This is a genomic window from Yoonia sp. R2331 (genome assembly GCF_041103235.1).
In the GTDB taxonomy this organism is placed as follows: Bacteria; Pseudomonadota; Alphaproteobacteria; order Rhodobacterales; family Rhodobacteraceae; genus CANMYO01.
The window spans coordinates 466,989-492,500 of the sequence record NZ_JBGCUN010000002.1 but is presented as its reverse complement, the minus strand read 5'-3'; the positions used below and the strand labels follow the sequence as shown (position 1 = coordinate 492,500).

Sequence of the window (25,512 nt, the reverse complement as noted above, 5' to 3'; positions counted from 1 at the left end):
TTTTTCCTATGTTTTAGGGGGTTTAGGGCAATAATTCGTCGCCGACCTAGGGTCGGATCGCAATTTTCTTAGGCGGAAAGAAAACGGAACACCCCAGATTTTGGGTTATCCACCAGCTTACCCACAAGACTCCCTCAGACTCGGGCTGACCAATTGGTCAAATCACAGCTGAATCGCCGCGATTCATCCGATTCACTTGTCGTCGGTTGCCGGATTTCAGTGATTCACCCCGGATCAGGGCGACTCGCTGGTGTGATTTGCGATTCATTTAGTGGAATCGGTGGATTCGGCAGGCGCAAGCGCGCCGCACAGCCACAAGCCCGCAATCAAGCCGGGCAAAAGCGCCAGCAATCCGACACCCAGCGTGAATGCCTCTGCCAGAAACCCAATCAGCGGCGGCCCAAACAAGAACCCGCAGATCGCGACCGAGGACATGATGGCGATGTTCGCCCCTTCGTGCACATCGTCCAACGCCGCCGCCGCAGAGACCCCCAGTGGAAACCCCACCGACACACCTAGACCGATCAGGCCGAACGCCGCGTAAGCAAAACCAATCGGCAACGGCAGTTGCAGGATCAACAGACCCAGGATCGCAAGGCATAGGGTGACGCGCGCCAATCCCACTGCCCCCAGCCAGCGTTTGGCTGCATCACCCAGTAACCGCCCTGCCGCAAGGCACGCCGCATAGGCCGTAACAGCCAGACCCGCAGTCGTAGCGCCGGGCGGCAAGCGTTCAGCCATATAGATGGCGGCCCAGTCCGACATCGCGCCTTCGGTCATGGCCACCGCCAGCGCAAAGATCGAAATGGCGAACAGCGCCGCCGGCATCTGGTGCAGTTTGCGGCGCGGTGGCGGCAAGCCGCCGTCGTTCGCGCCCCGCAGCGGTGTCATTGCGCGGGCGACGATGATGCCCGCCACAGCAGAGGGCACGGCGATCATCAGTTCTGCGGTGATCAGCCCGTTTGCGACAAAGAAGGTCACGCAGAACGATCCTGTCATCAGTCCGAGCGCCCACAGCCCGTGGCAGCGGCTCATGATTGTGACGCCCAACTGCTTTTCCAAACGCCCGGCATAGACGTTCAGCGCCACTTGCATAAATGCCATTACAAAGCCGACTGCCAGCAAGGCGACGAACAGCCCGCGTTGGCCGTCCGCGATGAACGGCAGGATCGCGACGCCGGGCTGCGCTGCAAAGCCCACCATCAGCAATCGCCTGGGTCCAACGCGTGGGATGATCCGGCTGGCCAGTTGCAAGGTCGGGATCACCGCCACCGGCATCCCCAAGAGTGCCAGCGCCAGTTCCGCCTTGTTGAGGTTCAAAATCGCTTTGACCTCGGGGATCAGCGCCAGCCACGCCCCAAAGGACAGCGGATGCAACGCAAAGACCGCCATGGTCAGCAGGATCGTGCGGCGGGTTGCGGACAATGTCATGGCCCGACCCTATCAGCGAAATGCTCAATAGATAGTAACGGGGGCCATTCCCGCGTGTGGAATGCCGGAAATGCAAAGCGCGGCCCCATCGGACCGCGCCTCACTATATACATGTCGAAACTTGGATTAGCGCTTGCGCCGTTTCGCCAGCCCCAGCGCGCCAAGACCCGCAAGCAACAGCGGCATCCCGGCAGGCAGCGGGACGTCCGCCATCGGACCGACCGGGATCTTTGTGAAGTCGAGGCTTGTCAGGTGGCTCTGGGTGGCTGTCCCGCTATTGGTTGTCGCAAACGTGTAGGTTGTGCCAGCCGTCAAAGATAATGCACCGCCATTGAAAGCCTCTAGGACGGGGATGCCCGACGCCAGAAACCCGCTTGTCGAAAACGCGTTGCCGGTTGAGCTTACGCCAGTACCGGTCACATCAAAAATAGCACCAGTGTTGAACTGTTGCGCAAATCCCAGAAATGCATTCAGCGTCACGTCATGATCGACTGACAGCGTGAAAGCCGCTGTTTCACCGCCACCGCCGCCGAAGCTCAGCCCGAATGGGCCGCTCGCATTTGAGGTGCCGTTACCCCAAGTTCCAACGCTTCGGAATTGGCCGTTGTTCAGCGCTGCAAAGCTGAATGTCACACCGTCTGAGATTTCGGTAAACGCCTCAATCGGACCCAAGGGGCCTTGCACAAAATCGACGTAGTCGACGCTGGCAAAGGTGTTATCTGTCAGATCAATTGCCGCCGCGTTTGCCGCACCAGCAACCGTAAGCCCCGCAACTAGGGCACTCGTCAAAAGCCTCATTTCGTTTTCCGTTCAAAAAGTTCTTTAGAATGAACGGACTCTAGGAGAACTTTCGTTCTTGCGTCAAGCGCGGGATTCCTGACCCAGTTTAGGCCAATAGCGCCATGCGATTAGGCCGACGATGATGCCAGTGTAGATCAGCGGTTCCAGCTGAAACCCCTTGGCCAGCCACAGATAGTGAACCGCCGCCAGTACCGCGACCGGATAGGTCAGCTTGTGCAGTTGCCGCCACGTGGCCGCACCCAGTTTGCGCACCGACCAGTTGTTGGACGTCAGTGCCAGCGGGATCAGCCCGAGGAAGGACAACATCCCGACGGTCACATAGGGCCGCTTAATCGTTTCAGTCCAAACCCGTTCCAGCGATTGGACATCAAGCACGGCAAAGACGAGGAAATGCGCCAGCACTAGGAAAAAGGCCGTCACACCAATCGCGCGCCGGAACTTCATCAGGTTCACACCCACCAACCGCCGCAAGGGTGTCACCAACAGGCCCGCAACCAAAAGCTTCAGCGCCATTTCACCGTATTCACGTTCCAGCACATTGATCGGCTCAACCGCATAAGGGCCGACGCCTGTCAGCGCCTTCCAGAACTCCCACCCGGTCCAGACGGCGAACACTATATATATAGTCCACGCTGGAACCCGGCGCAGGGCGCCGTTTATGCGGTCGGTCAATGTCATCAGAACCACTCGTTCAACGGCTTCTCGGCATAAAGGCTCGCAACTTCGTCAGCGTAACCGTTCAGCATCAGCGTGTCCTGCCGCGCGGCGAACAATCCGCCACCGATCTTGCGCTCGGTTGCCTGCGACCAGCGCGGGTGGTCCACTTCCGGGTTCACATTGCTGTAAAAGCCGTATTCGCGCGCATTGGCGACGTTCCAGCTGGTCGGCGGCTCTTCGTCAGTCAGGGTGATGCGCACAATCGACTTGATCGATTTGAACCCGTATTTCCATGGCACCACCAGGCGCATCGGCGCGCCGTTTTGTTTCGCAATCGGTTCGCCGTAGATGCCCGTCGCCATGATGGTCAGCGGGTGCATCGCCTCATCCAGCCGCAGGCCTTCCACATAAGGAAAGTCCAGTACGCGGCGCTGCACGCCGATCATGTTCTCAGGTTGCACGACCGTTTCAAAGGCCACGTATTTGGCCCCCGCCTGCACACCCACTTTGTTGAGGATATCGGCCAGCTCGATCCCGTTCCACGGCACGACCATCGACCACGCCTCGACACAGCGGAACCGGTAGATCCGTTCCTCGACCGTCAACCCATCAAGCAGGTCCGCCAACGCATACTCACCGGGGTTGTCCACCATGCCGTCAACCTTCACCGACCAGGGATCAATCTGCAGCTGATGGGCATTTTCGGCAGGATCATTCTTGCCGGTGCCGAATTCGTAGTAGTTATTGTAGCTGGTGATCTCTTCCAGCGTGTTCGGCTCCAGCGCCTCTTGCGCCGCCGCAGGCAGGCCCGCCGCAATGGCACCCAGCCCGACTGTGCCCGCAATGATCTGGCGGCGGTTCAGGAACGCGGCCTTCGGGGTCACGTCAGCGTGGGTCAGGTCGTTGGTCCAGCGATAGGCCATGCAAATACTCCATTAGATGTTGCCAGAGTATATAGGGTCAAAAGCGTGAAGTGTTTGTCACGATGCCGCCAGATTGTTGTAACGCGCCTCTAACACGTCCAAAGGCACTGATTTTCCGTCCGATTGCACGATCCGCACGTGTTTGGGGCGCATCTGGCGCGGCTCTGTGACGCCGACCGAATGCGCAATTGTTTCAACTTCTTTGATGATCGTCTTGGCGTAATGGGCGACCTTTTTGTCTTTGTCTTCGGGAACCAGACCTTTTTGAAACCGCGGATCGTGGGTGGTGATACCCGTGGGACAAGTGTTCTTGTTGCACTTCAGGCTTTGGATGCAGCCTAGCGCGAACATGAAACCACGGGCCGACGTGACAAAGTCAGCCCCCGCACAAATGGCCCACGCCACATCGCCGGGGTTCACCAGTTTGCCGCTGGCGATCAGCCTGATCCGATCATGCAGCCCCGCCTGATCGCGCAGATTGGCGACATAGGGCAGCGCCTCGCGGATCGAGACGCCAACCAGATCCATCAGCGGCATGGGCGAGGCGCCCGTGCCGCCCTCACCGCCATCTAGCGTGATGAAATCCGGTGCGCTCTCTTGGCCGCGCTCGTTAATCAACGCAAACAAGTCTTCGAACGCATCGCCATTGCCCATCACCGTTTTGATCCCGACCGGCAGGCCCGTGACATCGCGCACCCGCGCCACAAGATCCAATAGATCACCCCAGTCATCTACCTCGACATGCCTGTTGGGAGAGATGCTGCTTTCGCCAACCTTGATGCCCCTGATCTGCGCGATCTCGGGCGTGACCTTGGCCCCCGGCAGGATGCCACCCTTGCCGGGTTTGGCCCCCTGCGCCAGCTTGATCTCGATCATCTTGACCTGATCGTGCGCGGCTACCTCGCGCAGTTTGTCGTCGCTCAGGTTGCCATCGGCATCCCGCACGCCGTATTTTGCCGTGCCGACCTGAAAGACGATGTCGCAACCACCTTCAAGGTGAAACGGCGACAGCCCGCCTTCGCCGGTGTTCATCCAGATGCCTGCCGCCTTCGATCCCCGGCTCAGCGCCTGCACCGCTGGTTTTGAAATCGCGCCATAAGACATACCGGACAGGTTATAGATCGACGGCGCGGCATAGGGTTTTCGCGCGCCCGGACCAATCACCAAAGGCGCGGTCGCCGCCACCTGCTGATCCAGCGGTGGAAAGGCGGCATTGACGAAAATTGGCGTGCCTTGCGCGGCAAGGTTCCGGGTCGACCCGAAAGCAACCGTGTTGCCCTTGCCGCTGCTGGAATGTTTGATCCAGTCCCGCTGCGCACGGTTGAACGGCAGCTCTTCCCGGTCCATCGCAAAGAAATACTGGCGAAAAAACTCGCCGAGCGTGCTGAACAGATAGCGAAACCGCCCGATCACCGGGTAGTTCCGGCGGATCGCATCAGCGCGCTGGCTGCGGTCGATGACAAACAGAACCAGCACCAGCAAAGCGGCGGCACCCACCAGCAGGACGAACAGAAACACCATCCCTTGGATCAGGTTGATCGTGAAATCCGAAAACATCGCCATCGTCGTCTCCTTTGTTGCGGATCATGCGCCAGATCGCGGGCAAAGTCTGCCCGGATGACACATCCGTGTTCACGAATTTACACGTCGATTTGAGTGGAAACCACAAAACCCGCTGGCTTAGGCGAACCGGCCAATCCGTCAAGTCCACTCGGCGAAATCCCCCGGTGATCCGATGCACAAAACCCCCCGTAATTGCTGCATTGCCAATCAAGGCACGCACATCAACAGGAGATACCTATGCTTCGCAGAACGTTTATTGCACTCGCTGCTTCAACCGCGCTGGCCGCCCCCGCCTTTGCCGATGGTCATTCCAAGGACATCGTTGATACCGCTGTAGAGGCGGGCAGCTTTACTACCCTTGTGGCTGCAGTCGAGGCCGCAGGGCTGGTTGAAACGCTGAAGGGCGAAGGCCCGTTCACCGTTTTTGCCCCCACCGATGACGCCTTTGCCGCCCTGCCCGAAGGCACCGTTGAAGGGTTGTTGGCAGACCCCGAGGCGCTGGCAAACATCCTGACCTACCACGTTGTCGCAGGCAAAGTGATGTCAGGTGATCTGACGAACGAGATGATGGCCGCAACCGTGAACGGTGCTGACGTCACAATCATGACCGAAGGCGGTGTGATGGTGAACGATGCCACCGTGGTGACAGCAGACATCGAGGCCAGCAATGGCGTGATCCATGTCATCGACAAGGTGATCCTGCCACCCAGCTGATCCCGTCGCAGCAAAAGGGCGTCCGCAATACTGCGGGCGCCCTTTTTCCTTGGTCTGTGACGCGGGCCTACCCAACAGGATGACACATCATGAACCCTTCAATCGCCGCTATCGCCTCTGGCCCTGACTTTTCGGTGCTGCTGGGCGCTGTCAAATTCCTTGATGCCAATCTGGGCACCAACCTTGTGACAACCTTATCCAACCCCGGCACCCTGACTGTCTTTGCGCCTACCAATGCGGCCTTTGGCAGTTTGGCTGCCGATCTTGGGTTTGCGGGCGATCCCGCTGATGCCGACGCCGTGCTGGGTTTTCTGGCAGGCAACGTCCCCGCCGAGACCTTGCGCGATGTGGTGCAGTACCACGTCTTACCAGAGGTCAAGACAGCCGCTGACATTGCCGCGGATCCAACGCTGACAACCGCGCTGGGGCCGACGATCACTGCCGATCTGCCGACGCTGGTGGACAATGAACCCGATTTGATCGACCCCTCGCTTGTGGCCACTGACATCATGGCCAGCAATGGCGTGGTCCATGTGATCGACAAGGTGCTCTTGCCGATTGATCTGCCCGGCAACGACGCACCGACAATCACGGACATCGCTGTCGCCTCAGGCCCTGGCTTTGACAATGATCTGTCTGATTTTGACATCCTGCGCGAGGCGGTTGTTGCCGCTGATCTGGCCGGCGCGCTGGCAGACCCGAATGCAGACCTTACCGTCTTTGCCCCGAATGACGCGGCCTTTGTCGGGCTGGCACAGGCGCTTGGGTTCACAGGTGACAACGAGGCGGACGCCTTTGGCTATATCGTCGATGCCTTACGTCTTTTGTCGAACGGTGATGACCCGATCCCGCTGCTCACGAACATCCTGCTTTACCACGTGGCCCCCGAAAGCCTGCAGGCCAGCCAGGTGCTGGCCCTGGATCAGATCCCAACGCTTCTGGGCGTTGATCTGGGCCGCGATGGCGCAGCACTGGTGGACGGCGACCCCGACTTCGCGAACCCCAACCTAGTTGCCACAGATATTCAGGCCGCAAACGGCGTCCTGCATGTGATTGATGGCGTGCTTGTCCCGATCGACATCCTGCAATCAAGCGGGCGCAAGAATGACGTCGACTTTTTGATCGGAGATGATCGGGGGTCAATCACCAAACTTGGTCGTGACAATGACTACATCGACGCCAAAGGTGGCTGGGACGTGGTGTTCGCAGGCAAGGGTCATGATGTTGTGCTTGCCGGATCAGGGCGAGACTTCGTCTGGGGTGGCAAAGGCCACGATGTGATCAAGGGCGAAGGCGGCAACGACGTCATCAAGGGCGGACGCGGCCATGATGAGATTTCGGGCGGCGCCGGTTTTGACTTTTTGACGGGCGGGCGCGGGCGCGACACCTTCATCTTCAAGCAGGACGAAGGCGTCAACGTCATCAGCGATTTCGACCGCCGCGGCAATGACACCATCGACCTCAGCGCCTTCGGGATCGAAAGCTACGCCGATCTGGCCCATAACCTGTCGGACGGCTGGCGCGGCACGACGATCCATCTTGATGGCACCGATATTTTCTTGTCGGGGACGCGCCTGCATTCCCTGACAGAGGATGACTTTATTCTGTAGCCATTGGGGGGCCGGGCAACCGGCCCCTAATCGGTGCGGAACTGCACCCAGATCGGGCGGTGATCTGACAGGTGATAGCGCACAAAAGCCTCGAACTCTTTCTCGGTCCGCGTATCCCACAGATCCGCAAAGACCGCCCCGTCAAAATCAAACACCCCGTCCTGCACATAAGCGGTGCCGGCGTCACCCGGAAAGAACGCCAGTTGGTCGTAATGCTTGCCTTCGGTGATCGTGGTGCCGATCCGCGACTGATGCTCGGGGATGTGCAGACCGCGCTTTGTCAGCGCCTCGAACACTTCGTCGCCCACGTCCGCCACAGGCATATTCATATCACCAATCACCACCAGATTGTGCGAAAACGCGCGGCCCCGTTTGCGCCGCAGATCGCCCCAGCGCCCGACGGCATAGGTTTCCAACGCGCGGCGATTGATCGACCGCTGCGAGGATGAGCCAAAGAACAGATGCACGTTCACGACCGTCAGGACAAAGCCATCCTTTTCAAACGCCACCATGTAGGGGGCACGGTCAAATCCAGTGAATTTCTGGGTGGAGTTGGGGATCTTGATATGTCGCTGATCCTTGGGTGAAATGTCGATCTCTCCCACCAGCGCCAGCCGGTTCACACGGGTGGCGTCGTAGAGAAACACCATCCGCTCGCCATTGCCGGTCTGGTCTGACAGCACAACGTCATAGCCCGGCATCATCGCCTTGATCTTCATCAGATCACCAAGGTTTTCCTTCACTTCCTGCAGCGCGATGATGTCAAACCAGCCCAGAATTTCAGCCATCAGCGGCAGATCGCGCGCGTCGCGGACCTGCCCGCTGTCGCCCAGATTGGCGATGTTCCAACTGCCCAGCAGCAGCCTGCCGTCATGTTTGTCGGGGATCGCACGCCCCGGCTGGGTGTCACGCCACTGGCGCAGGGCGGTCACTTCGGCGTCGGGGTCAAAATCAAAGTTGAAAGCGGGCTGGGGAAAAGGCGGCATCGTGAAATCCTTGGACCTGTCAATGCCGCCACCCTAGCTGTGCTTTGCCGATTGCCCAAAAGAAAACCGGCCCGCGCAAACACGGGCCGGTTCTGGTCAATCAATGCACAACCGCATCATCGGGCTTGCTGCGCTGAGACCCGCTGACACGGTCGCCCACGATCAACCCATCGGCCCCGGCACTGACCGAAACGGTCGCACCATCCAGAACGTCACCCGCGAGAATCATCTCGGCCAACTGGTCCTGCAAGGCGCGCTGGATCACGCGCTTCAATGGCCGCGCGCCGAACACTGGGTCATAGCCTTCGTCGGCCAACCACTTCAGCGCGCCATCATCCAGATCAAGCGTGATGTTGCGGCTTGCCAGACGCTTTTCCAACCGGCCAAGCTGGATCGTGACGATCCCGGCCATGTCTTCGCGGGCCAGACGGTCAAAGATGATCGTCTCGTCCAGACGGTTCAGGAACTCGGGCCGGAAATGCGCCCGAACCGCATCCATCACATCGCGTTTGGCTTGGCTTGGGTCAGCACCGTCCGGCAGTTGGCTGAGGCTTTGCGCCCCAAGGTTTGACGTCAGGATGATGAGCGTCTGCTTGAAATCCACAGTGCGGCCCTGACCATCGGTCAGCACACCATCATCAAGTACTTGCAACAGCACGTTGAACACATCCGGGTGCGCCTTTTCGACCTCGTCAAAAAGCACAACCTGATAGGGCCTGCGCCGCACCGCCTCGGTCAGAACACCGCCTTCGTCATAGCCAACGTAACCGGGGGGCGCGCCGATCAGACGGGCCACGGCGTGTTTCTCCATGAACTCTGACATATCAATCCGCACCATCGCGTTGTCATCGTCGAAAAGGTACTCGGCCACGGCCTTGGTCAGTTCCGTCTTGCCCACGCCGGTTGGCCCAAGGAACAGGAACGACCCCAGCGGGCGGTTCTCGTCATTCAGACCCGCACGCGCACGGCGCACCGCATTGGCCACCGAACGTACCGGCCCATGCTGACCGATCACGCGCTTGCCAAGCTCGTCTTCCATGCGCAGCAGCTTTTCGCGCTCGCCTTCCAGCATCTTGCTGGTCGGGATACCGGTCCACCGCTCAACGACCTCAGCGATCTGCTCTGGCCGAACGGCTTCTTCGACCATCAGATCATCGGTGTCCTCGGCCTCTGACAACTTGCGCTCAAGCTCTGGGATAACGCCGTAAGACAGCTCTCCGGCCTTGGCGAGGTTGCCTTCCCGCTTGGCGATGTCCAGCTCTGCCCGCGCGCGATCAAGCTGTTCCTTCAGCTCGCGGCTGCCTTCCAGCTTGTCGCGCTCGGCCTGCCATTTCGCGGTCATCTCTGACGCGCGGTCCTGCAGGTTCGCCAATTCCTCGGTCAACTTTTCCAGCCGATCCTTGGACGCCTTGTCGTCCTCTTTCTTCAAGGCCTCCTGCTCGATCTGCAGCTGCATGATCTGACGGTCCAGCGCGTCCAGTTCTTCGGGCTTGCTGTCCACTTCCATGCGCAACCGGCTGGCCGCCTCGTCCATCAGGTCAATCGCCTTATCTGGTAGGAATCGGTCAGTGATATAGCGGTGGCTCAGCGTCGCCGCCGACACCAACGCGGCATCAGAGATCCGCACGCCGTGGTGCAGTTCATACTTTTCCTTGATCCCGCGCAGAATGCTGATCGTGTCGACCACGGTGGGTTCTTCCACGATCAAAGGCTGGAAACGCCGGGCCAAAGCCGCGTCCTTTTCCACATATTTGCGGTATTCGTCTAAGGTCGTGGCACCAACGCAGTGCAGTTCACCCCGCGCAAGTGCGGGTTTAATCAGGTTTGCCGCATCCATTGCGCCATCCGATTTGCCTGCACCCACCAGCGTGTGCATCTCATCAATGAACAAGATGATCTCACCGGCAGCGGATTCGATCTCTTTCAGAACAGCCTTTAGGCGCTCTTCAAACTCGCCGCGGTACTTGGCACCGGCAATCAGCGCGCCCATGTCGAGCGACATCAGCTTTTTGTTCTTCAAGCTCTCGGGCACGTCCCCATCGACGATCCGCAGGGCAAGCCCTTCGGCAATCGCGGTCTTACCCACGCCCGGTTCCCCGATCAGCACGGGGTTGTTCTTGGTGCGCCGCGACAGCACCTGCATGGCGCGACGGATTTCCTCATCCCGGCCAATGATCGGGTCGATCTTGCCCTGCTCTGCCGCCTCGGTCAGATCGCGCGCGTATTTCTTGAGCGCGTCATAGCCATCCTCGGCGCTGGCACTATCGGCCGTGCGCCCCTTGCGAATGTCATTGATCGCAGCGTTCAGCCCCTGCGCTGTGACTTTGCCTGCGTCGAGCGCATCCTTGGCCTTGGATTTGATCATCGCCAAAGCCATCAGCAGCCGTTCCACAGGGACAAAACTATCGCCCGCCTTTGACGCAACCTTTTCAGCCTCGTCCATCACGCGGGCCAGTGAGGTGTCGACAAACACCTGCCCGTCGCCGCCTGATACCTTGGCGATCTTGGCCACAGCCGTATCAACGGCCTGCCTGACGGCAGCGGCGTCGCCTGCGGCTTTGGTGATCAGATTGGCCGACAGCCCCTGATCGTCATCCATCAGCGCCTTCAAAAGGTGCTCTGGCAATATTCTCTGGTGGTTTTCGCGCATCGCGATGGTCTGTGCAGCCTGAACAAAGCCGCGCGACCGCTCTGTGAACTTGTCCAAGTTCATGGTCTCTCTCCTTCTACAAGCGCTCAGGTCCGGGCGCCCGCATCCGCAGCACACCCCGTAAGAGCCTCACACCCTAAATGGGCACCCTTCCGCTGTGTTGCAAGAAGGGGGAAGGCGCGTGCATTCTTCCCATTATCGCGCCAGCCACGCATCAGCATAGTTCCCCTATGACGACGCAATAGGAACCAGCGATGCAATCTGCACCCAACAACACTGCACCTGCGTCTGCTGGCAACCGATTGTTCCCGCTGTCGCCCAAGGCGATCAGGCTTCTGCGGGCGCATGACGCTGAATCCGCTTCTGTCGTTGGCCTGTCAAAAGGCACCGGCGAACCAAAAGACGCGTCCATCTAAGGGCGCTTGAAATATCCGCAGGGCGTCAGTCCGGCGGATGCTCGGATACGTCCCAACCGAGCCCTATGGCGCAGTTTGCAACCCGCAGGCTGCGTCATTTGCATTTGCCCCTTCTGCGCCGCCCGGTTAGACCCGCCCGGAACCCTTGAAAGGAGCCGCCCAATGTCAGATGACCGCCTGATCGTCGCCGTCGATGTGCCCAACGTTCTGGATGGTCTGGCGCTGGCCGAAAAGCTGGGCGATGCCGTTGATTTCTACAAAATCGGTCTGGGGATGCTGACGGGTGGCGGGCTGGCGCTGGCCAATGAGCTTAAGCAGGATCACGGCAAGCGTATCTTTCTGGACATGAAGCTGTTTGACATTGGCGCCACCGTCGAGGCCGCAGTGCGCGGCATCAGCCAATTCGACCTCGACTTTCTGACCGTGCACGGCGATCCGCATGTGGTCCGTGCGGCCAAAGAAGGGGCCGGTGACAGCAACCTGAAGATTCTGGCCGTGACGATCCTGACCTCGCTTGACCGTGACGATCTGGATGCATCCTGCATCAAGGCGGGCGCGATCACCGATCTGGTGCAGGAACGCGCGGGCAAGGCTTTGTCTGCCGGGGCCGATGGCGTCATCGCATCCCCGCAAGAGGCCGCGCTGATCCGCGCCTTGCCAGAGGCGACAGGCAAGCTGATCGTGACCCCCGGCGTGCGTCCTGCTGGCGCGGAGCTGGGCGATCAGAAACGGGTGGCAACGCCCGCGCAGGCGATTGCCGATGGCGTCGATCACATCGTGGTCGGCCGCCCGATCTGGCAAGCCGCCGATCCACGTGCGGCAGCACAGGCCATTCTGGCTGAAATGGTCTCGCCCCAGGCTGCGCGGCCCAACGCCTAGGCCGATTCACGAAAACGCGAGCCGTGGTGAAACTTTGGTAAGGAATCATACGTCAGAGTTGTAGGACACAACGCTGAAAGGCTTATCCGATGGAAATCCGCGACCTGCATTACGACCCCCGCACGCAGGCCTATCAGGCTCAGGTCTGTCTTCCCCACGCTGGACGGATCGTGACGGTCCCGACACGGGTCAAGACCCGCAAACCCCTGCGTCCCGCGCTGCTGTCAGACATTCTGGCCCATCGCGCCCGACGCAGCCTCGAACCGCCCCGCCTGACGCGTTAGCACACGCGCAACCCTGCGCCGACCTTTGGCCCTTGGGTAGGGCGGGGTTTACCCCGCCGCGCCCCCTAGATCTGCGTCGCCAAAGGTTATTCGTTGATATCGCGGTCCCAGATCTTCACCTGACCGTTTTTCAGGCCAAAGACCTTGCGCAGCGCCAGAAAGGCAATCAGCGAAAGGACCGCAAAGATCACCAACATCACCGGCAGCGACATACCGGTCAGGCCCAGTAGCAGCATCGCGCCGACAAAGAACGCACCTGCGGCAAAGCCCAGAAAGATGTAGCCCGGCACGATCACCTCAAGCGTGGCCATTGCCAGCGCCGCTGACATCCAGACCCACCATTGATCGCTCAGCATCAGCGCCCACCTTTCAGCATCTTGAAGGCATCGCCAAAGGCCTCAATCGCATTGGCAGGCAGCACAATCGTCTGCTTGCCTTCGCCGTTGCCCAGCGCATTAAGCGCCTCAACCTGCTTGAGTGCCACCTGATACTGCGCCGCTTCCAGACCGTTCTCGGCAATCGCGACGGCGACAACCTGCGTGGCATAAGCTTCGGCATCCGCCGTCACGCGGCGCGCTTTCGCCTCTTGCTCGGCAGCGTATAGCTCTGCGTCGGCTTGCAGTTCCACGGCCCGCTTGGTGCCTTCGGCCTCTGTCACCTGCGCACGGCGTGCGCGTTCGGCGTTCAGCTGCTGCAACATTGCAGCCCGCGTCGCCTGATCCAGATTCACGTCCAGAATTTCGGCGCGCGTCACTTCGATCCCCCAGTCATCCACCTGTTGGGCAACCTGTTCGCGCACAGCTTCGATCAACCGGCTGCGGTTGGCTTGCACTTGATCCAACTCCATCCGGCCAATCTCTGACCGGACAATGCCCGCCACTGTCGTCGAAATCGCCGCATCCACATCGCGGATCCGGTAAACGGTCTTTTCAGGCTCGATGATGCGATAAAAGACCGATGTTTCAACCTGCACCAGCACGTTGTCCGATGTGATCGCGTCCTGCGCCATGGTCGGCAACTGGCGCTCAAGGATCGACACCTTGTGCCGCACCCGGTCCAGAAACGGCACGATAAAGTTGATGCCCGGCCCCAGCACAGACCGCAAACGGCCAAGCCTTTCGACCACAAACTTCTGCGACTGCGGCACGATGCGCACACCAGCCAGAATGCAAATGACAATGAAAATTGCCAAAAGGATCAGAACCAAATTCTGACCCAGAAAATCCGCTAAAAGTTGCTCAATCGGCATCGTTTGTAATCCTTTGTGTCTGGGGCCCATATATGCGCCAACCCGCCTGCTCGCAATGGTATTGGCATCCGATTGTGGCCGTTTCACGCAAGCGATGTGACCTGATTTCAGCCAACTCAGCGATGTCTAACCCTCTGAAAGACCGCCTGTTTCTGCCATCCACACCCGCAATCGCCCGGCGAAAGTCGGTACAACCTGCTTCATCTCCAGAAAGTCCGCCAACGACACCAGTTTCCACCCCTGCCCCTCATCCCCAAAGACAATATCTGCCTCGGTACCGGCCGGCATTTGCGCCACGAAAAACCAGATACGTGCATCAGGGTTGTTGGCGGCCGGAAACGCGCTTTCCCACAAAATGGCCTCACGTGGCAGCACCAGCCCGACTTCTTCCATCACCTCGCGGGCCAGTGTCTGAAACGGTGTTTCATCGTTGTCGCGCGCGCCACCCGGGAAATCCCACAGGTTAGGAAAGGGGATGTGATCAAAATCGTCGCGCAGCGTGATCAACAGCTGATCCCCCAGAAACAGAGCGACCTTGCTGCCTGAAAACGGCTCTGTTGTGACCATGCCGCCGACCCCTTATCCTGATCCCATGCCCAGCCTGTGCCGCGATTGCCTGACACCTTTTGAGGACACCCGCCGGTGTCCCAACTGCCGCAGTCCGCGCGTCACCACACACCCAGAGCTTTTTGACCTTAGCATCGCACACATGGATTGCGATGCCTTCTATGCATCGGTCGAAAAACGCGACAATCCTGACCTGGCCGACAAACCGGTCATCATTGGCGGCGGACGGCGCGGGGTTGTATCCACAGCCTGCTATGTCGCCCGGATCAAGGGTGTCAAATCCGCCATGCCGATGTTCAAGGCGCTCAAGCTCTGCCCCGAGGCGATCGTCGTCAAACCCCGCTTTGACGCCTATGTCGCGGCCTCAAAGGCAATCCGCGAGATGATGGACGAGCTGACCCCTGTGGTTGAACCCCTGTCCCTGGACGAAGCGTTCATGGACCTGTCGGGAACCGCGCGGCTGCACGGTCAGCCCCCCGCCGTCATGCTGGCCCGGCTGGTCAAGCGGATGCAGGACGAACTTGGCCTGACCGGCTCCATCGGGCTGTCACACAACAAATTTCTGGCGAAAGTTGCCTCCGATCTTGATAAGCCGCGCGGCTTTTCGATCATCGGGAAAGAAGAGACGACCGCATTTCTGCGCCCCAAATCCGTCCGCCTGATCTGGGGGATTGGTCCTGTGGCGCAGGATTCGATGGCCAAGGCGGGCATCCGCACTTTTGATGATCTGCTGCGCTGGGACCGCCGCGACCTGCATGACAGATTTGGCGGCATGGGCGAGCGGCTCTACTCCCTTGCCCGTGGCGAGGATGGGCGCCGCATCTCATCCCATACGCCCGTCAAAGGCCTGTCGAATGAAACGACATTCAACGAAGACACCGCCGATATCGACATCCTTGATGGGCACCTTTGGCGGATGTCTGAAAAGGTCAGCGCGCGGGCCAAAGCCAAGGACAAGGCAGGCCGCGTGGTGACGCTGAAGCTCAAGACGTCGGATTTCAAGCTGGTGTCCAAACGGCAAAGCCTGCGGCACCCGACACAACTGACCGACACGATCTATCGCACCGCGCGCGGGCTTTTTGATCAGGTTTCGGGCCGTGGCCCGTTCCGCCTGCTGGGGGTGGGTATCAGCGACATCACCGGCGATGCCGACGCCGACCGCGAAGGTGATCTGCTGGACCCTGATGCCGGCAAACGGGCAGAGGCTGAACGTGCCGCCGATAAGATCCGCGCGAAATTCGGCGCAGATGCCATCATGAAAGGCCGCGCTCTCCGCTAGGCGCAGAATTTTCAAAAATTCTGTTTAAATCTCTTCAAAGAGATTTAGTATCGCCCCAATTGCAACGCTCAACAAAAGGAGGGCCCACGCTGATGCGCAGAGTAACACGCCGACTTCAGCACGGCCCCCGTCACGCCCTGCGAACACGTTTGCAGGGCTGACCAGAATTCGTCAGCCCAATCGCCGGTCCCCGGCACTTCTTTCTATGGACTGACCACATGAGCCTGCTTCACATCACCAACCTCGGCGTCACGCTCGCTGACCCTCTTTTCGCCGGCCTCGATCTGACCCTGCACAAGGGCGACCGACTGGGCCTCGTCGCCGCCAACGGACGTGGCAAATCCACACTGTTGGCTTGCCTGTCCGGCGACACCGAAGCCACCACGGGCGAGATCACCCGCGCCCGGGGCCTGCGTATCGGCCATGTCGCGCAATACGTACCTGACACCGCATTGGATCGCACACTTTATGACCACGTTCTTGCGGCGCTTCCGCCTGAACAGCAGGATTATGAGGCCTGGCGCGTCGATGTGGCCCTTGACGCGCTCTCAGTGCCATACGACCTGCAACACCAGCCGTTGAATCAGCTTTCAGGCGGCTGGCAACGCACCGCCCTTTTGGCCGCTGCCTGGATCACCGAACCCGATGTGCTGCTGCTGGATGAACCGACAAACCACCTCGACCTGCACCGGATCGCGCTGCTTCAGGACTGGCTGGCGGGCCTGCCGCGCGATGTCGCGGTGATCATCACCAGCCACGACCGGGCGTTTCTGGATGCCGTGACCACCCGCACATTGTTTCTGCGCGCCGAACGCAGCCGCGACTTTCCGCTGTCCTTCAGCCGTGCGCGGGCCGCACTGGAAGAAGCCGACGCCGCTGATGCCCGGCGCTTTGCCAATGACCTCAACAAGGCCACGCAACTGCGCAAACAGGCCGCCAAGCTCAAGAATATCGGAATCAACTCCGGTTCCGACTTGTTAATTACCAAGACCAAACAACTGACCGAACGGGCCGAAAAGATGGAAGCGGCGGCCAAGCCCGCCCATCAGGAGCAATCAGCAGGCGACATCAGGCTGGTCAACGCGGGCACCCATGCCAAGGCGCTGATCACGCTGGATGATGTGGCGGTCACAACGCCCGATGATCGCCCGCTTTATAGCACGGGGCAGAAATGGATCACACCGGGCGACCGCGTGGTACTGCTCGGGGCCAATGGCACGGGCAAGACCCAGCTTGTGAACCTGATCAACGCAGCCCTTTCAGGCGGCGACAGCCCGGTCAAATCCGCACCGACCGTGGTGTCGGGCTACGCGGATCAACACCTGAGCCAGCTTGACCTTGCCGACAGCCCGATGACCGTGATCACCACACGGTTCGACGTGGGCGATCAACGCGCGCGCGGATTGCTGGCCGGCGCCGGCGTGGTGCACCAGATGCAGGATGTGCCTTTGGGGCGTCTGTCGGGCGGGCAAAAGGCGCGGCTTGCGATGCTGGTGCTGCGCCTGACCAACCCCAATTTCTATCTGCTGGATGAACCGACCAACCATCTAGACATCGAAGGGCAAGAAGCACTGGAGGAAGAGCTGATCCACCACGGTGCGGCCTGCCTGCTGGTCAGCCACGACCGCAGCTTCGTGCGCAATGTCGGCAACCGCTTCTGGCTCATCGACCGGCGGCGGTTAGTTGAAGTTGACGACGCCGAGGATTTCTTCGCCACCGAAATGGCTCAGGCGACATAAAGCGCCCTGTCGGCCCGCATCTGGGCCGACAGGATATCCCGGAAGGCCGTGACCTTGGCTGAGGGCCAGACGTCCCGATGCGCCACCACCCAGATGTCCATGTAAGGCTGTGGCGGCAAGACCGAGATTTGCACCAATCCCGGTGTCGTGCGGCCAAGAAAGAACGGCAGCCGCGCCACGCCCAGCCCGGCCCTGGCCGCACCAAGAATCGCCACCATATCGTCAAACCGTATCCTGACCCGGTGATCCGGCCAGCTTCGGTCAACCGCTTTGGGCACCACGTCGTAGTCCGCATAAATCAGCCATTCCACAGGTACCGACTTGTCCTGCAACAGGCGATCCGCGAGGTCGGGGGCGGCAAATGCGGCGGTCTGCTGTTCTGCCAACCGCAAACCCATCAGGCTGTCTCCGGGGTCGCGGCTGATCCGCACGGCAAGATCAGCCTCGCGCCGGGTGAGGTCGAGCGGCGTATTCGTCGCCCGCACATCCAGCGCCACATCCGGGTAGGCCTTACAAAAGGCGTCAATGGCTTTGCCCATTGCGGGTCCGATCAGCAGTTGCGGCGCGGTCACCGTCAACCTCCCGGTCAAGCGTTTGTCCCTGCCAGAGACCCCGCGCAGCAACGCGTCCTGCGATTGCTCCATTGTTGCGGCATGTTCTGCAACCAGTTGTGCCGTTTCAGTTGGCACATACCCTTCGGCCAACCGTTCAAACAGCGTCACACCCATCGCTGTCTCTGCGCGGGCAACGCGGCGGGCAACAGTGGTGTAGGCCACGCCCAGCTCTGCAGCAGCCGTCGCCAGCGTGCCGCCCCGCACCAGCGCCAGAACTGTGCGCAAGTCATCCCAACTGATTGCCATACATGCGTTCTTGCACATTGTGAATGCATATGCACGCGTTTACGCATGATGGTCTGCTGGTTAGGTCAGTTGGACCAGACACAGGAGATACCCATGACCTACGCAATTGCACACCTGACCATCGCCGACCCTGAAAGCCTTGCCGCCTACCGCGAACTCGCCGGACCCGCACTGGCCCGCCATGGTGGCGCGGTCGCGGGGGCCAGTGGCAACCTTATAGCGATTGATGGCACACCAACACTGACCGACACGGTCGCCGTGCTCACGTTTCCCGACACTCAATCGGCACAGAACTGGATCAACGATCCCGACCTGGCAGAGACGCACGCGCTGCGCCGCAAGGCCGGTCAGTCCGATATCGTAGTGCTTGGCTAGGGTCGGCGGGCAAATGGCTCGCCCTATTCGGCCGCGACCCGCTGCGGTGTGGTGCGGCCGATTTCTGCGATCTCCGCGATCACCCCACCCAGTAGGGCGCGGAAGGCGGCAAAGTTGCCATTGGGCATCATCGTCCGCTCGTTCATATACAATGCCCGGTCCACTTCGATCTGGACGGCGTGCTGGCGGCGCGACGGGCGACCATAGTGCTGCGCGATATAGGCCCCGGCAAAGGGCATATTGCGCGCCACACGCAGGCCTGCGCTCGCAAACGCGGCTTCGATTTGTTCGACGATGGCGCTGGCGGCGGCGGCACCAAACCGGTCACCCAGCACCACATCGGGGCGCATCGCACCAGCAGTGCCCACATTGTCCAACGCCTCGTGCGGCATCGAATGGCAATCAACCAGCACGGCCTCGCCAAAGGTATTGCGGCTTTCGTCCAGCAGGGTCTGCAACTGATCGTGATAGGGCCGCCAATACTGCGTGATCCGCCCGTGCGCCTGCTCGAGTGAGATTTTGCCGCGATAGATCGGGCGGCCATTGCTGACCACGCGGGGAATCACGCCCAGCCCGCTGGCGACGCGCGGATTGTGTGACAACCTGCGCACGCCTTCGATCAGTGCAGGGTCCAGCTCCTCGGGGGCGCGGTTCAGGTCCACATAGGCGCGCGGCGCACGCGCAGTCAGAAACGGCGCACCGTGATCGGGGCTGGTGTCAAACAGCTGATCGACAAATGCATCCTCCGACGACCTGATTTCATGTTCGTTCAACTGTGCACGCGCCAGAAACGACGCAGGGTAATCCCGCCCGCTGTGCGGCGAGGCAAAAACCACACTGGTCGTGCGGTCTTTGGGATGCTTTAGTTCATATGCCATCTGGCGCATCAAATTCGCCCTTCCTGCCCCTAACCTAGCGCGTTTCGGTTCAATACCAAAAGCCCTTGATCCCCAGATGCGATCCTTTTATAGACCCACCTGACCGACGCGGATCAACCCGCGTCCTATTTCGTTATGGGACGCCGATTCGTACAGGACATGGATGATTAGCTCAGCGGTAGAGCACTTCGTTGACATCGAAGGGGTCACTGGTTCGATCCCAGTATCGTCCACCAGAATTCGCCGGTCCCATCTGGGGCCAGACACGCAACTTCGGCGCAATCCGCGCGCCGCGACAGAGATAAGGAAGCAACCCATGAAGGTTCGCAACTCCCTCCGCTCGCTCAAGCAGCGCCACCGCGATTGCCGCATCGTGCGCCGCAAGGGCCGCGTCTATGTGATCAACAAGACGCAGCGCCGGTTCAAAGCCCGCCAGGGCTAAACCGCCGCGACATCAGATCAAAAGGGCCGCACCTTTCGGGGTGCGGCCCTTTTCTTTTGCGCAAAACCTGCGGGAATGGCGGGTAGATTGAACAGGCATTTGGCCCTAGGCTGACCGCAATTCAGTTTAAGACAAAGAGGTCTCTCATGTTCAACATTCCCAGACACGCCATGATCGCCAGCGCGCTTGCCCTGACCGCCGGGGCCGCACAGGCGCAGGACATCTGCGGCGGGGCCGGAACCGACGGCACCTGGATTGGCGGCTCAGAGGCCGGGTCAGACATCGCCACCGCTGACGGCTACCGCGAGCAAATGGCCCTGGTGCTCTCGGGCAACCAGCATGTCTCGCTCTTTACCCTGTCGTCCCCCGCCGATGTCCGGGTCGAGGCTGCGGGCCGCGGCAATGGCGACCCGGCCTTTGATCTGCTGGACGCTGGCGGCAACATCGTCACCTCTGACGATGATTCGGGCGGCAACGGGGCCGCGCGCGCCGAACTGTCGTTGGATGCGGGCACCTATTGCGTGTCGATGGCCAGCTATGACGGCTCTCCGATGACTGCCTTTGTCCGCGTTGGCCTGTCCAACCACGAGGCTCTGACCGCTGGCGTGTCCGACAGCCCATCTGCCAGCCCCGCTGCTGCATCTGGCAGCTGTGCAGAGGCGCGCCCGCTTGGCACGCTGGATGGCCCTCTGGCCGCATCGGCCAGCGTGAACGAAACCCCGTTCTGGTCGTTCACCCTTGCGACCGACACCGCAATCTCGGTCACCGCCGCCAATGAAAGCGCCGACCCGGTCATCACCCTGCGCAACGCCGCAGGCGACATCATCGGTGAAAACGATGATTTCAACGGCCTCAACAGCCAGTTGGATTTCACCGAAGGTCTGGCAGCCGGTGATTACTGCCTGGAAGTTGCGGCACTGGATGATCAGGACCTGCCCATTGACGTGGGCGTCGCGGTCTATGACCCGCAAGCTGCGATTGCCGCGCTCTATGCCAGCGGCGAGGCTGCGCCCCCGATGGACGGAACCGTCGCAATCACCGATCTGGGCAGCCTGTCAAACCGCCTGCGTACGGACCAGCAAGTCACCGACGCCGCCACATGGTTCAGCTTTGACGTCGCCCAACCCGGCCTTTTGCTGATCGAGGCGATTGGCGCAGGCAACGGTGTGGACCCCTGGATCGCGCTTTATGATGATCTGGGCCGCCAGATCGCCATCAACGATGACAACGCTGGCGGCCTTGATAGCATGATCGCTGCGCGCGTGACCTCTGGCGGGTTCTTGCTGGCGGTGAAACAGCTTGATGCCGGGCAAGGCACCGTGCGCGTCCTGATGGAACGCTATATTCCGGCACCTTGACGGGACCGGTCAGGCGGTTCCGACCGGCTGACCATCCCTGTCCCAATCCTCTCGGCTGAGGTCAAGCGCCAGCAGTCTCTCACCGATTCCGGCAAATGGCAGCGATGACTGACACGGTTATGCAGCGTCTACAGCGCGACGCCAGACCGGGAACGGATCAGGGAAGTCGGGCAACGTGTCGGGGCCAGCGGCTGCCAGCGCAGGCACCAGACACCCATCGAGCCGCGCCTTCAAGGCTGGCCAGTCGATATTGGCCCCAATGAACACGATCTCTTGGCGGCGATCACCCCACGGGTCCTGCCAATGGGCCTGAATATACTGACGCGCGCTGTCATGTGTCGGCCAGCGATCTTCGGGGACTGATGCCCACCACGTGCCCAGCGGGGTCACGCTCGACAATGCCCCGGCAAGCGAAAATTCGGCGACCCAATTGGGCCGCGTCGCGATCCAGAAATGCCCCTTGGCCCGGATCACGCCTGGCAAATCGCTATTCAGAACTTCCATGATCCGTTCCGGGATGAACGGCTGCCGCGCGCGATAGACGTAAGAGGTTACACCATATTCTTCGGTTTCCGGTACATGATCGGCAAACCCATAAAGCTCTTTCGCCCACATCGGATGCTCGTGCGCCTTTTCAAAGTCAAACAGACCTGTGTTGAGGATCGCATCAGCCGGCACATCCGAATGATTGGTCTCGATGATCTTGGCGTCAGCGTTCAGACTGCGGATGATCTTGCGGGCCGCATCGGTCCGCTCTGCCCCGGCATCTGCAGTTTTGTTCAGGATCACCACGTCGGCAAATTCGATCTGGTCGGTCAGCAGATGCACTAACGTGCGCTCATCCTCGTCGCCCAGAACCTCGCCCCGGTCGTGCAGAAAATCATGGCTGGCATAATCCCGCAGCAGGTTCACAGCATCCACGACCGTGACCATCGTGTCGATCTTGGCAACGTCCGACAGGCTGTCACCGCCTTCGTCACGAAAATCGAAAGTCGCCGCAACTGGCAACGGTTCAGAGATGCCAGTCGATTCAATCAACAGATAGTCAAAACGCCCCGCATCTGCGAGCTTGCGCACCTCTTGCAAAAGATCGTCACGCAGCGTGCAGCAGATGCAGCCGTTTGACATCTCGACCAGCGTCTCATCGGTGCGGCTCAGCTCGGTGTCGGCACGGACCAGATCAGCGTCGATATTCACTTCGGACATGTCATTCACGATCACGGCAACCCGACGCCCTTCGCGATTGTTCAGCACACGGTTCAACAGGGTGGTCTTACCTGCGCCCAGAAAACCAGACAGAACAGTGACGGGAAGGCGAGTATCAGTCATGGTGGGGTCTCCGATACGATAGGAATTGTGTGGCTCAGCAGAGCCGAAGATGCGTCATGCATCAGCGTCCTGAGTGGTTGTGGTCTTGCGGTGTTGGCCGGCCCGCAGCAGGCGAAAACTGTCCTGCAACTCTGCCGCCGCCATATCGCGGCCAATCACAACAATGCGCGAGGTGCGCGGACCGCCAGCCCAAGTATCCAGCGGCACAGGCGGGTTAAAAAGCTTTTGCACGCCATGAAACACAAACGGCTTCTCTATGCCGTCCAGAAAGACGATCCCTTTGGTGCGCAGAATGTTGCTGCCCCGCAGGGCCATCAACGTCTCAAGCCAGCGGTTGAAGTTTTCGTCCTGTAGCGGTTCCGGAACCTCGACCGAGGCCGAGACGATGCGGTTGTCATGGGGGGCGATCCGGGCCTGCTCCGGTTTGGGGCTCGACAGGCCGGACAGATTGGCCAACGGGTCAAGCGCGGGTGCGGGCGTCGCTGCAGGCGTGGTCCATACAATGGCGTCCCGCAACGGTACGTCGCGCCGCAGACCACTTAGTCCCCACATCCGTGCCGATGCGACAGGTCCCGCATCTTGCGCGATGATCGGCGCAGTGGGGTTCAACCCGCGCAAACGGGCTGTCAGTCCGGTCACCGCGGGGGCATCGACCAGATCGGTCTTGCTCAGCAGAATCAGGTCGGCCATCGCCACCTGATTGACGGCCTCGAATTGCGTATCCAGTATCTCTGGGCCGTTCGCTGCGTCGACCACTGTCACGACACCATCCATCCGGGTGCTGCGGGCCAGTATCACATCCATCAGTATCGTTTGCAGGATCGGGCCCGGCTCTGCGATACCTGTGGTTTCGATCACGATCCGCTCGAAATCAAAGCGACCCGCCGCACGCCGTTTTAACATGTCAGCGATGGCTTTGGATAAATCCCCCCGGATCGAACAGCACAGGCAGCCCGACTGCATCAGCACCACGTCATCCTCGACCGCGGCAATCAAATCATGATCCAGCTCCGCTTCGCCGAATTCGTTGACGATCACCGCGATACGCCCCGATGACGCATCTGCCAGCACCTTGTTCAACAGCGTTGTCTTGCCCGCCCCAAGAAAGCCGGTCAGCAAGGTCACAGGCACACGCAGGTCAGTGGTCGCTGAGGGGCGGGATGGTGTGTCAGTCGGCATCTGCTTCTCCACTTTCGTTACGTAATATCATAACATCATTTGAGCACAAGACGACAATCCCGAACTGCCGCAGCGCCGTGGCCGCAACCGAAACGATTGCGTCCACGGCGCAAGACTTGCCTAAAGGCAGCCGGCCAGAGTTTTGGCCATGTTGCGGATCACTTGTGCATAAAGCGCAGAGCCGGGTTCTAGGTCAGCGCCAAGCGGGTCGATCACGGCGGTCTGCGCATCTGTCCCCTCTAGCACTGTCGCGACAAGACCCGGATTGAACTGCGGCTCGGACAAGACGCAGGCCACGTTTTGATCCTGCACTCGCTCTTGAATTTCGGCGATCCGCGCGGGGCTTGGATCAGTTGCGTCGCTGAGCGAGATCGCTCCCGCGGCGGGAAAATCGAAATCAACCTCGAAGTACTGATAGGCGTCGTGGAACACCACGAAGTTTTCGCCGCGCACCGGTTCAAGGATCGCATTCACCTCGGCTGACAGCTCCTCCAACTCGGCTTTGGCTGCCGTTGCATTGGCGAAATAAGCGCCTGCATTGTCAGGATCCGCCGCTGACAGCTCTGCTGCGATGATGTTCAGCCAAGCGGTTGCATTTGTGGGCGACAGCCATGCGTGCGGATCATGTTCCCCATGATCATGTCCTTCATGGCCACCAGCGTCCGCATGATCATCATGGTCGTGATCTTCGTGATCATCCTTTGCATGCGCGCCGTGATCGTGGTCGTCATGCTTGTCTTCGCCGTCTGCATGATCGTCGTGGTCATCATGATCGTGATCATCATGGCCGTCCGCTTCGGCGTGTTCTTTATGGTCATGCTCATCTTCGTCATGGTCATGCGCATCTTCCGCATGCTCATCATGATCGTCGTGATCATGGTCGTCCTTGTCCTCTGCGTGGTCTTCATGATCATCCTCGGCATGGTCATCGTGATCATCGTGATCGTGCTCATCATGCTCGTCATGCTCGTCGTGCTCATGCGCCTCGAACAACGCGCCTTCGCGGAAATCCAGCAACGTCGTCTCGTCGGCTTCAAGCAAGGACATGACGCTGGCATCGGCCGCAAGCGTGTCGATCGCGTCTTCCAGCCACGGGGTCAGGTCGTGACCCATCCATACGACGATGTCGGCGTCTTGCAGCGCCGATGCCTCGGACGGGCGCAGGCTGTATTCATGCGGTGACGCGCCGGGGGCGACGATCAGGTCCGGCGTGCCGACGCCCTCCATCACCCGCGCGACCAGTGCATGCACTGGCGCGATGTCGACGGCCACATTGGGGACATCGGCCATGGCCGTCCCACCCATCAAAGTGGCAATTGCAGAGAGTGAAGCGCGCATTCTGG

25 protein-coding genes and 1 tRNA gene are annotated in these 25,512 nt (G+C 60.2%); 11 read left to right on the top strand and 15 right to left on the bottom strand.

What is annotated here, in order from left to right; translation table 11 throughout:
• Window positions 1–264: 264 nt before the first annotated feature.
• The 5 genes from AB3Y40_RS17215 to AB3Y40_RS17195 form a co-directional block, all read right to left on the bottom strand.
• Complete coding sequence (locus AB3Y40_RS17215) at window positions 265–1,431, bottom strand: MFS transporter (protein WP_369440109.1); 1,167 nt, start codon at window positions 1,429–1,431, stop codon at window positions 265–267.
• Between the two features lie 126 nt (window positions 1,432–1,557).
• Complete coding sequence (locus AB3Y40_RS17210) at window positions 1,558–2,229, bottom strand: VPLPA-CTERM sorting domain-containing protein (RefSeq protein ID WP_369440108.1); 672 nt, start codon at window positions 2,227–2,229, stop codon at window positions 1,558–1,560.
• Window positions 2,230–2,292: 63 nt separating this feature from the next.
• A complete protein-coding gene (msrQ, locus tag AB3Y40_RS17205) occupies window positions 2,293–2,910 on the bottom strand; it encodes a protein-methionine-sulfoxide reductase heme-binding subunit MsrQ (protein ID WP_369440107.1) in 618 nt (205 codons plus the stop codon).
• On the bottom strand, window positions 2,910–3,812 hold the full coding sequence (gene msrP, locus AB3Y40_RS17200; protein ID WP_369440106.1) for a protein-methionine-sulfoxide reductase catalytic subunit MsrP: 903 nt from the start codon (window positions 3,810–3,812) through the stop codon (window positions 2,910–2,912). The genes msrQ and msrP overlap by 1 nt, the downstream gene beginning before the upstream one ends.
• Window positions 3,813–3,869: 57 nt before the next feature.
• Window positions 3,870–5,369: an FMN-binding glutamate synthase family protein gene (locus AB3Y40_RS17195; protein ID WP_369440251.1), complete on the bottom strand. Its 1,500-nt coding sequence runs from the start codon at window positions 5,367–5,369 to the stop codon at window positions 3,870–3,872.
• Between the two features lie 243 nt (window positions 5,370–5,612).
• Between AB3Y40_RS17195 and AB3Y40_RS17190 the strand changes: the two genes are divergently transcribed.
• Together AB3Y40_RS17190 and AB3Y40_RS17185 are read left to right on the top strand one after the other, a co-directional pair.
• Entirely contained in the window at window positions 5,613–6,089 is a 477-nt protein-coding gene (locus AB3Y40_RS17190) for a fasciclin domain-containing protein (RefSeq protein ID WP_369440105.1), read from the top strand.
• Window positions 6,090–6,178: 89 nt separating this feature from the next.
• Window positions 6,179–7,699, top strand: coding sequence for a fasciclin domain-containing protein (locus AB3Y40_RS17185; RefSeq protein ID WP_369440104.1), 1,521 nt, complete (start codon window positions 6,179–6,181; stop codon window positions 7,697–7,699).
• Between the two features lie 26 nt (window positions 7,700–7,725).
• Here AB3Y40_RS17185 and AB3Y40_RS17180 read toward each other — a convergent pair whose 3' ends face one another.
• Entirely contained in the window at window positions 7,726–8,685 is a 960-nt protein-coding gene (locus AB3Y40_RS17180) for an endonuclease/exonuclease/phosphatase family protein (protein ID WP_369440103.1), read from the bottom strand.
• Window positions 8,686–8,785: 100 nt separating this feature from the next.
• Entirely contained in the window at window positions 8,786–11,398 is a 2,613-nt protein-coding gene (gene clpB, locus AB3Y40_RS17175) for an ATP-dependent chaperone ClpB (RefSeq protein WP_369440102.1), read from the bottom strand.
• Window positions 11,399–11,589: 191 nt separating this feature from the next.
• Here clpB and AB3Y40_RS17170 point away from each other — a divergent pair, with 191 nt between their 5' ends.
• The 3 genes from AB3Y40_RS17170 to AB3Y40_RS17160 all read left to right on the top strand — a co-directional run bounded on the left by AB3Y40_RS17170 (window position 11,590) and on the right by AB3Y40_RS17160 (window position 12,914).
• A complete protein-coding gene (locus AB3Y40_RS17170; protein WP_369440101.1) occupies window positions 11,590–11,751 on the top strand; it encodes a hypothetical protein in 162 nt (53 codons plus the stop codon).
• 162 nt (window positions 11,752–11,913) lie between these two features.
• Window positions 11,914–12,630 (top strand): orotidine-5'-phosphate decarboxylase, encoded by a 717-nt coding sequence (gene pyrF / locus AB3Y40_RS17165; RefSeq protein WP_369440100.1) that lies wholly within the window; start codon window positions 11,914–11,916, stop codon window positions 12,628–12,630.
• Between the two features lie 89 nt (window positions 12,631–12,719).
• Complete coding sequence (locus AB3Y40_RS17160; RefSeq protein ID WP_369440099.1) at window positions 12,720–12,914, top strand: hypothetical protein; 195 nt, start codon at window positions 12,720–12,722, stop codon at window positions 12,912–12,914.
• Window positions 12,915–13,000: 86 nt separating this feature from the next.
• Here AB3Y40_RS17160 and AB3Y40_RS17155 read toward each other — a convergent pair whose 3' ends face one another.
• The 3 genes from AB3Y40_RS17155 to AB3Y40_RS17145 all read right to left on the bottom strand — a co-directional run bounded on the left by AB3Y40_RS17155 (window position 13,001) and on the right by AB3Y40_RS17145 (window position 14,730).
• Window positions 13,001–13,270, bottom strand: coding sequence for an NfeD family protein (locus AB3Y40_RS17155; protein ID WP_369440098.1), 270 nt, complete (start codon window positions 13,268–13,270; stop codon window positions 13,001–13,003).
• Window positions 13,270–14,163: an SPFH domain-containing protein gene (locus tag AB3Y40_RS17150; RefSeq protein WP_369440097.1), complete on the bottom strand. Its 894-nt coding sequence runs from the start codon at window positions 14,161–14,163 to the stop codon at window positions 13,270–13,272. The genes AB3Y40_RS17155 and AB3Y40_RS17150 overlap by 1 nt, the downstream gene beginning before the upstream one ends.
• Before the next feature lie 126 nt (window positions 14,164–14,289).
• A complete protein-coding gene (locus AB3Y40_RS17145; RefSeq protein ID WP_369440096.1) occupies window positions 14,290–14,730 on the bottom strand; it encodes an NUDIX hydrolase in 441 nt (146 codons plus the stop codon).
• 25 nt (window positions 14,731–14,755) lie between these two features.
• Here AB3Y40_RS17145 and AB3Y40_RS17140 point away from each other — a divergent pair, with 25 nt between their 5' ends.
• Together AB3Y40_RS17140 and AB3Y40_RS17135 are read left to right on the top strand one after the other, a co-directional pair.
• Complete coding sequence (locus AB3Y40_RS17140; RefSeq protein ID WP_369440250.1) at window positions 14,756–16,009, top strand: DNA polymerase IV; 1,254 nt, start codon at window positions 14,756–14,758, stop codon at window positions 16,007–16,009.
• A gap of 218 nt (window positions 16,010–16,227) precedes the next feature.
• Entirely contained in the window at window positions 16,228–17,748 is a 1,521-nt protein-coding gene (locus AB3Y40_RS17135; protein WP_369440095.1) for an ABC-F family ATP-binding cassette domain-containing protein, read from the top strand.
• Here the strand turns inward: AB3Y40_RS17135 and AB3Y40_RS17130 are convergent.
• Window positions 17,736–18,608: a LysR family transcriptional regulator gene (locus tag AB3Y40_RS17130; protein WP_369440094.1), complete on the bottom strand. Its 873-nt coding sequence runs from the start codon at window positions 18,606–18,608 to the stop codon at window positions 17,736–17,738. The genes AB3Y40_RS17135 and AB3Y40_RS17130 overlap by 13 nt on opposite strands.
• Window positions 18,609–18,701: 93 nt before the next feature.
• Here AB3Y40_RS17130 and AB3Y40_RS17125 point away from each other — a divergent pair, with 93 nt between their 5' ends.
• A complete protein-coding gene (locus AB3Y40_RS17125) occupies window positions 18,702–18,983 on the top strand; it encodes a DUF1330 domain-containing protein (protein WP_369440093.1) in 282 nt (93 codons plus the stop codon).
• Between the two features lie 23 nt (window positions 18,984–19,006).
• Here the strand turns inward: AB3Y40_RS17125 and AB3Y40_RS17120 are convergent, their stop codons facing one another.
• A complete protein-coding gene (locus AB3Y40_RS17120) occupies window positions 19,007–19,870 on the bottom strand; it encodes an N-formylglutamate amidohydrolase (protein WP_369440092.1) in 864 nt (287 codons plus the stop codon).
• 152 nt (window positions 19,871–20,022) lie between these two features.
• Here AB3Y40_RS17120 and AB3Y40_RS17115 point away from each other — a divergent pair.
• The 3 genes from AB3Y40_RS17115 to AB3Y40_RS17105 all read left to right on the top strand — a co-directional run bounded on the left by AB3Y40_RS17115 (window position 20,023) and on the right by AB3Y40_RS17105 (window position 21,661).
• Window positions 20,023–20,097 (top strand) — tRNA-Val (locus AB3Y40_RS17115).
• 80 nt (window positions 20,098–20,177) lie between these two features.
• Window positions 20,178–20,303: a type B 50S ribosomal protein L36 gene (gene ykgO, locus AB3Y40_RS17110; RefSeq protein WP_008231708.1), complete on the top strand. Its 126-nt coding sequence runs from the start codon at window positions 20,178–20,180 to the stop codon at window positions 20,301–20,303.
• 146 nt (window positions 20,304–20,449) lie between these two features.
• Complete coding sequence (locus AB3Y40_RS17105; RefSeq protein ID WP_369440091.1) at window positions 20,450–21,661, top strand: DVUA0089 family protein; 1,212 nt, start codon at window positions 20,450–20,452, stop codon at window positions 21,659–21,661.
• Between the two features lie 117 nt (window positions 21,662–21,778).
• Here the strand turns inward: AB3Y40_RS17105 and AB3Y40_RS17100 are convergent, their stop codons facing one another.
• From AB3Y40_RS17100 to AB3Y40_RS17090, 3 genes are all read right to left on the bottom strand, one after another.
• Window positions 21,779–22,990, bottom strand: a complete 1,212-nt coding sequence (locus AB3Y40_RS17100) for a GTP-binding protein (protein WP_369440090.1) — start codon at window positions 22,988–22,990, stop codon at window positions 21,779–21,781.
• 54 nt (window positions 22,991–23,044) lie between these two features.
• The gene (locus tag AB3Y40_RS17095; RefSeq protein ID WP_369440089.1) at window positions 23,045–24,169 is read right to left on the bottom strand and encodes a CobW family GTP-binding protein; all 1,125 of its coding nucleotides are present in this window, start codon (window positions 24,167–24,169) and stop codon (window positions 23,045–23,047) included.
• 120 nt (window positions 24,170–24,289) lie between these two features.
• On the bottom strand, window positions 24,290–25,459 hold the full coding sequence (locus AB3Y40_RS17090) for a zinc ABC transporter substrate-binding protein (RefSeq protein ID WP_369440088.1): 1,170 nt from the start codon (window positions 25,457–25,459) through the stop codon (window positions 24,290–24,292).
• Window positions 25,460–25,512 lie beyond the last annotated feature (53 nt).

Bases quoted from the DNA above. Each gene is read 5' to 3' on its own strand.
- AB3Y40_RS17215 (WP_369440109.1), bottom strand. From the start codon at position 1,431: ATGACATTGTCCGCAACCCGCCGCACGATCCTGCTGACCATGGCGGTC.
- AB3Y40_RS17210 (WP_369440108.1), bottom strand. From the start codon at position 2,229: ATGAGGCTTTTGACGAGTGCCCTAGTTGCGGGGCTTACGGTTGCTGGT.
- msrQ (WP_369440107.1), bottom strand. From the start codon at position 2,910: ATGACATTGACCGACCGCATAAACGGCGCCCTGCGCCGGGTTCCAGCG.
- msrP (WP_369440106.1), bottom strand. From the start codon at position 3,812: ATGGCCTATCGCTGGACCAACGACCTGACCCACGCTGACGTGACCCCG.
- AB3Y40_RS17195 (WP_369440251.1), bottom strand. From the start codon at position 5,369: ATGTTTTCGGATTTCACGATCAACCTGATCCAAGGGATGGTGTTTCTG.
- AB3Y40_RS17190 (WP_369440105.1), top strand. From the start codon at position 5,613: ATGCTTCGCAGAACGTTTATTGCACTCGCTGCTTCAACCGCGCTGGCC.
- AB3Y40_RS17185 (WP_369440104.1), top strand. From the start codon at position 6,179: ATGAACCCTTCAATCGCCGCTATCGCCTCTGGCCCTGACTTTTCGGTG.
- AB3Y40_RS17180 (WP_369440103.1), bottom strand. From the start codon at position 8,685: ATGCCGCCTTTTCCCCAGCCCGCTTTCAACTTTGATTTTGACCCCGAC.
- clpB (WP_369440102.1), bottom strand. From the start codon at position 11,398: ATGAACTTGGACAAGTTCACAGAGCGGTCGCGCGGCTTTGTTCAGGCT.
- AB3Y40_RS17170 (WP_369440101.1), top strand. From the start codon at position 11,590: ATGCAATCTGCACCCAACAACACTGCACCTGCGTCTGCTGGCAACCGA.
- pyrF (WP_369440100.1), top strand. From the start codon at position 11,914: ATGTCAGATGACCGCCTGATCGTCGCCGTCGATGTGCCCAACGTTCTG.
- AB3Y40_RS17160 (WP_369440099.1), top strand. From the start codon at position 12,720: ATGGAAATCCGCGACCTGCATTACGACCCCCGCACGCAGGCCTATCAG.
- AB3Y40_RS17155 (WP_369440098.1), bottom strand. From the start codon at position 13,270: ATGCTGAGCGATCAATGGTGGGTCTGGATGTCAGCGGCGCTGGCAATG.
- AB3Y40_RS17150 (WP_369440097.1), bottom strand. From the start codon at position 14,163: ATGCCGATTGAGCAACTTTTAGCGGATTTTCTGGGTCAGAATTTGGTT.
- AB3Y40_RS17145 (WP_369440096.1), bottom strand. From the start codon at position 14,730: ATGGTCACAACAGAGCCGTTTTCAGGCAGCAAGGTCGCTCTGTTTCTG.
- AB3Y40_RS17140 (WP_369440250.1), top strand. From the start codon at position 14,756: ATGCCCAGCCTGTGCCGCGATTGCCTGACACCTTTTGAGGACACCCGC.
- AB3Y40_RS17135 (WP_369440095.1), top strand. From the start codon at position 16,228: ATGAGCCTGCTTCACATCACCAACCTCGGCGTCACGCTCGCTGACCCT.
- AB3Y40_RS17130 (WP_369440094.1), bottom strand. From the start codon at position 18,608: ATGGCAATCAGTTGGGATGACTTGCGCACAGTTCTGGCGCTGGTGCGG.
- AB3Y40_RS17125 (WP_369440093.1), top strand. From the start codon at position 18,702: ATGACCTACGCAATTGCACACCTGACCATCGCCGACCCTGAAAGCCTT.
- AB3Y40_RS17120 (WP_369440092.1), bottom strand. From the start codon at position 19,870: ATGCGCCAGATGGCATATGAACTAAAGCATCCCAAAGACCGCACGACC.
- ykgO (WP_008231708.1), top strand. From the start codon at position 20,178: ATGAAGGTTCGCAACTCCCTCCGCTCGCTCAAGCAGCGCCACCGCGAT.
- AB3Y40_RS17105 (WP_369440091.1), top strand. From the start codon at position 20,450: ATGTTCAACATTCCCAGACACGCCATGATCGCCAGCGCGCTTGCCCTG.
- AB3Y40_RS17100 (WP_369440090.1), bottom strand. From the start codon at position 22,990: ATGACTGATACTCGCCTTCCCGTCACTGTTCTGTCTGGTTTTCTGGGC.
- AB3Y40_RS17095 (WP_369440089.1), bottom strand. From the start codon at position 24,169: ATGCCGACTGACACACCATCCCGCCCCTCAGCGACCACTGACCTGCGT.
- AB3Y40_RS17090 (WP_369440088.1), bottom strand. From the start codon at position 25,459: ATGGCCGATGTCCCCAATGTGGCCGTCGACATCGCGCCAGTGCATGCA.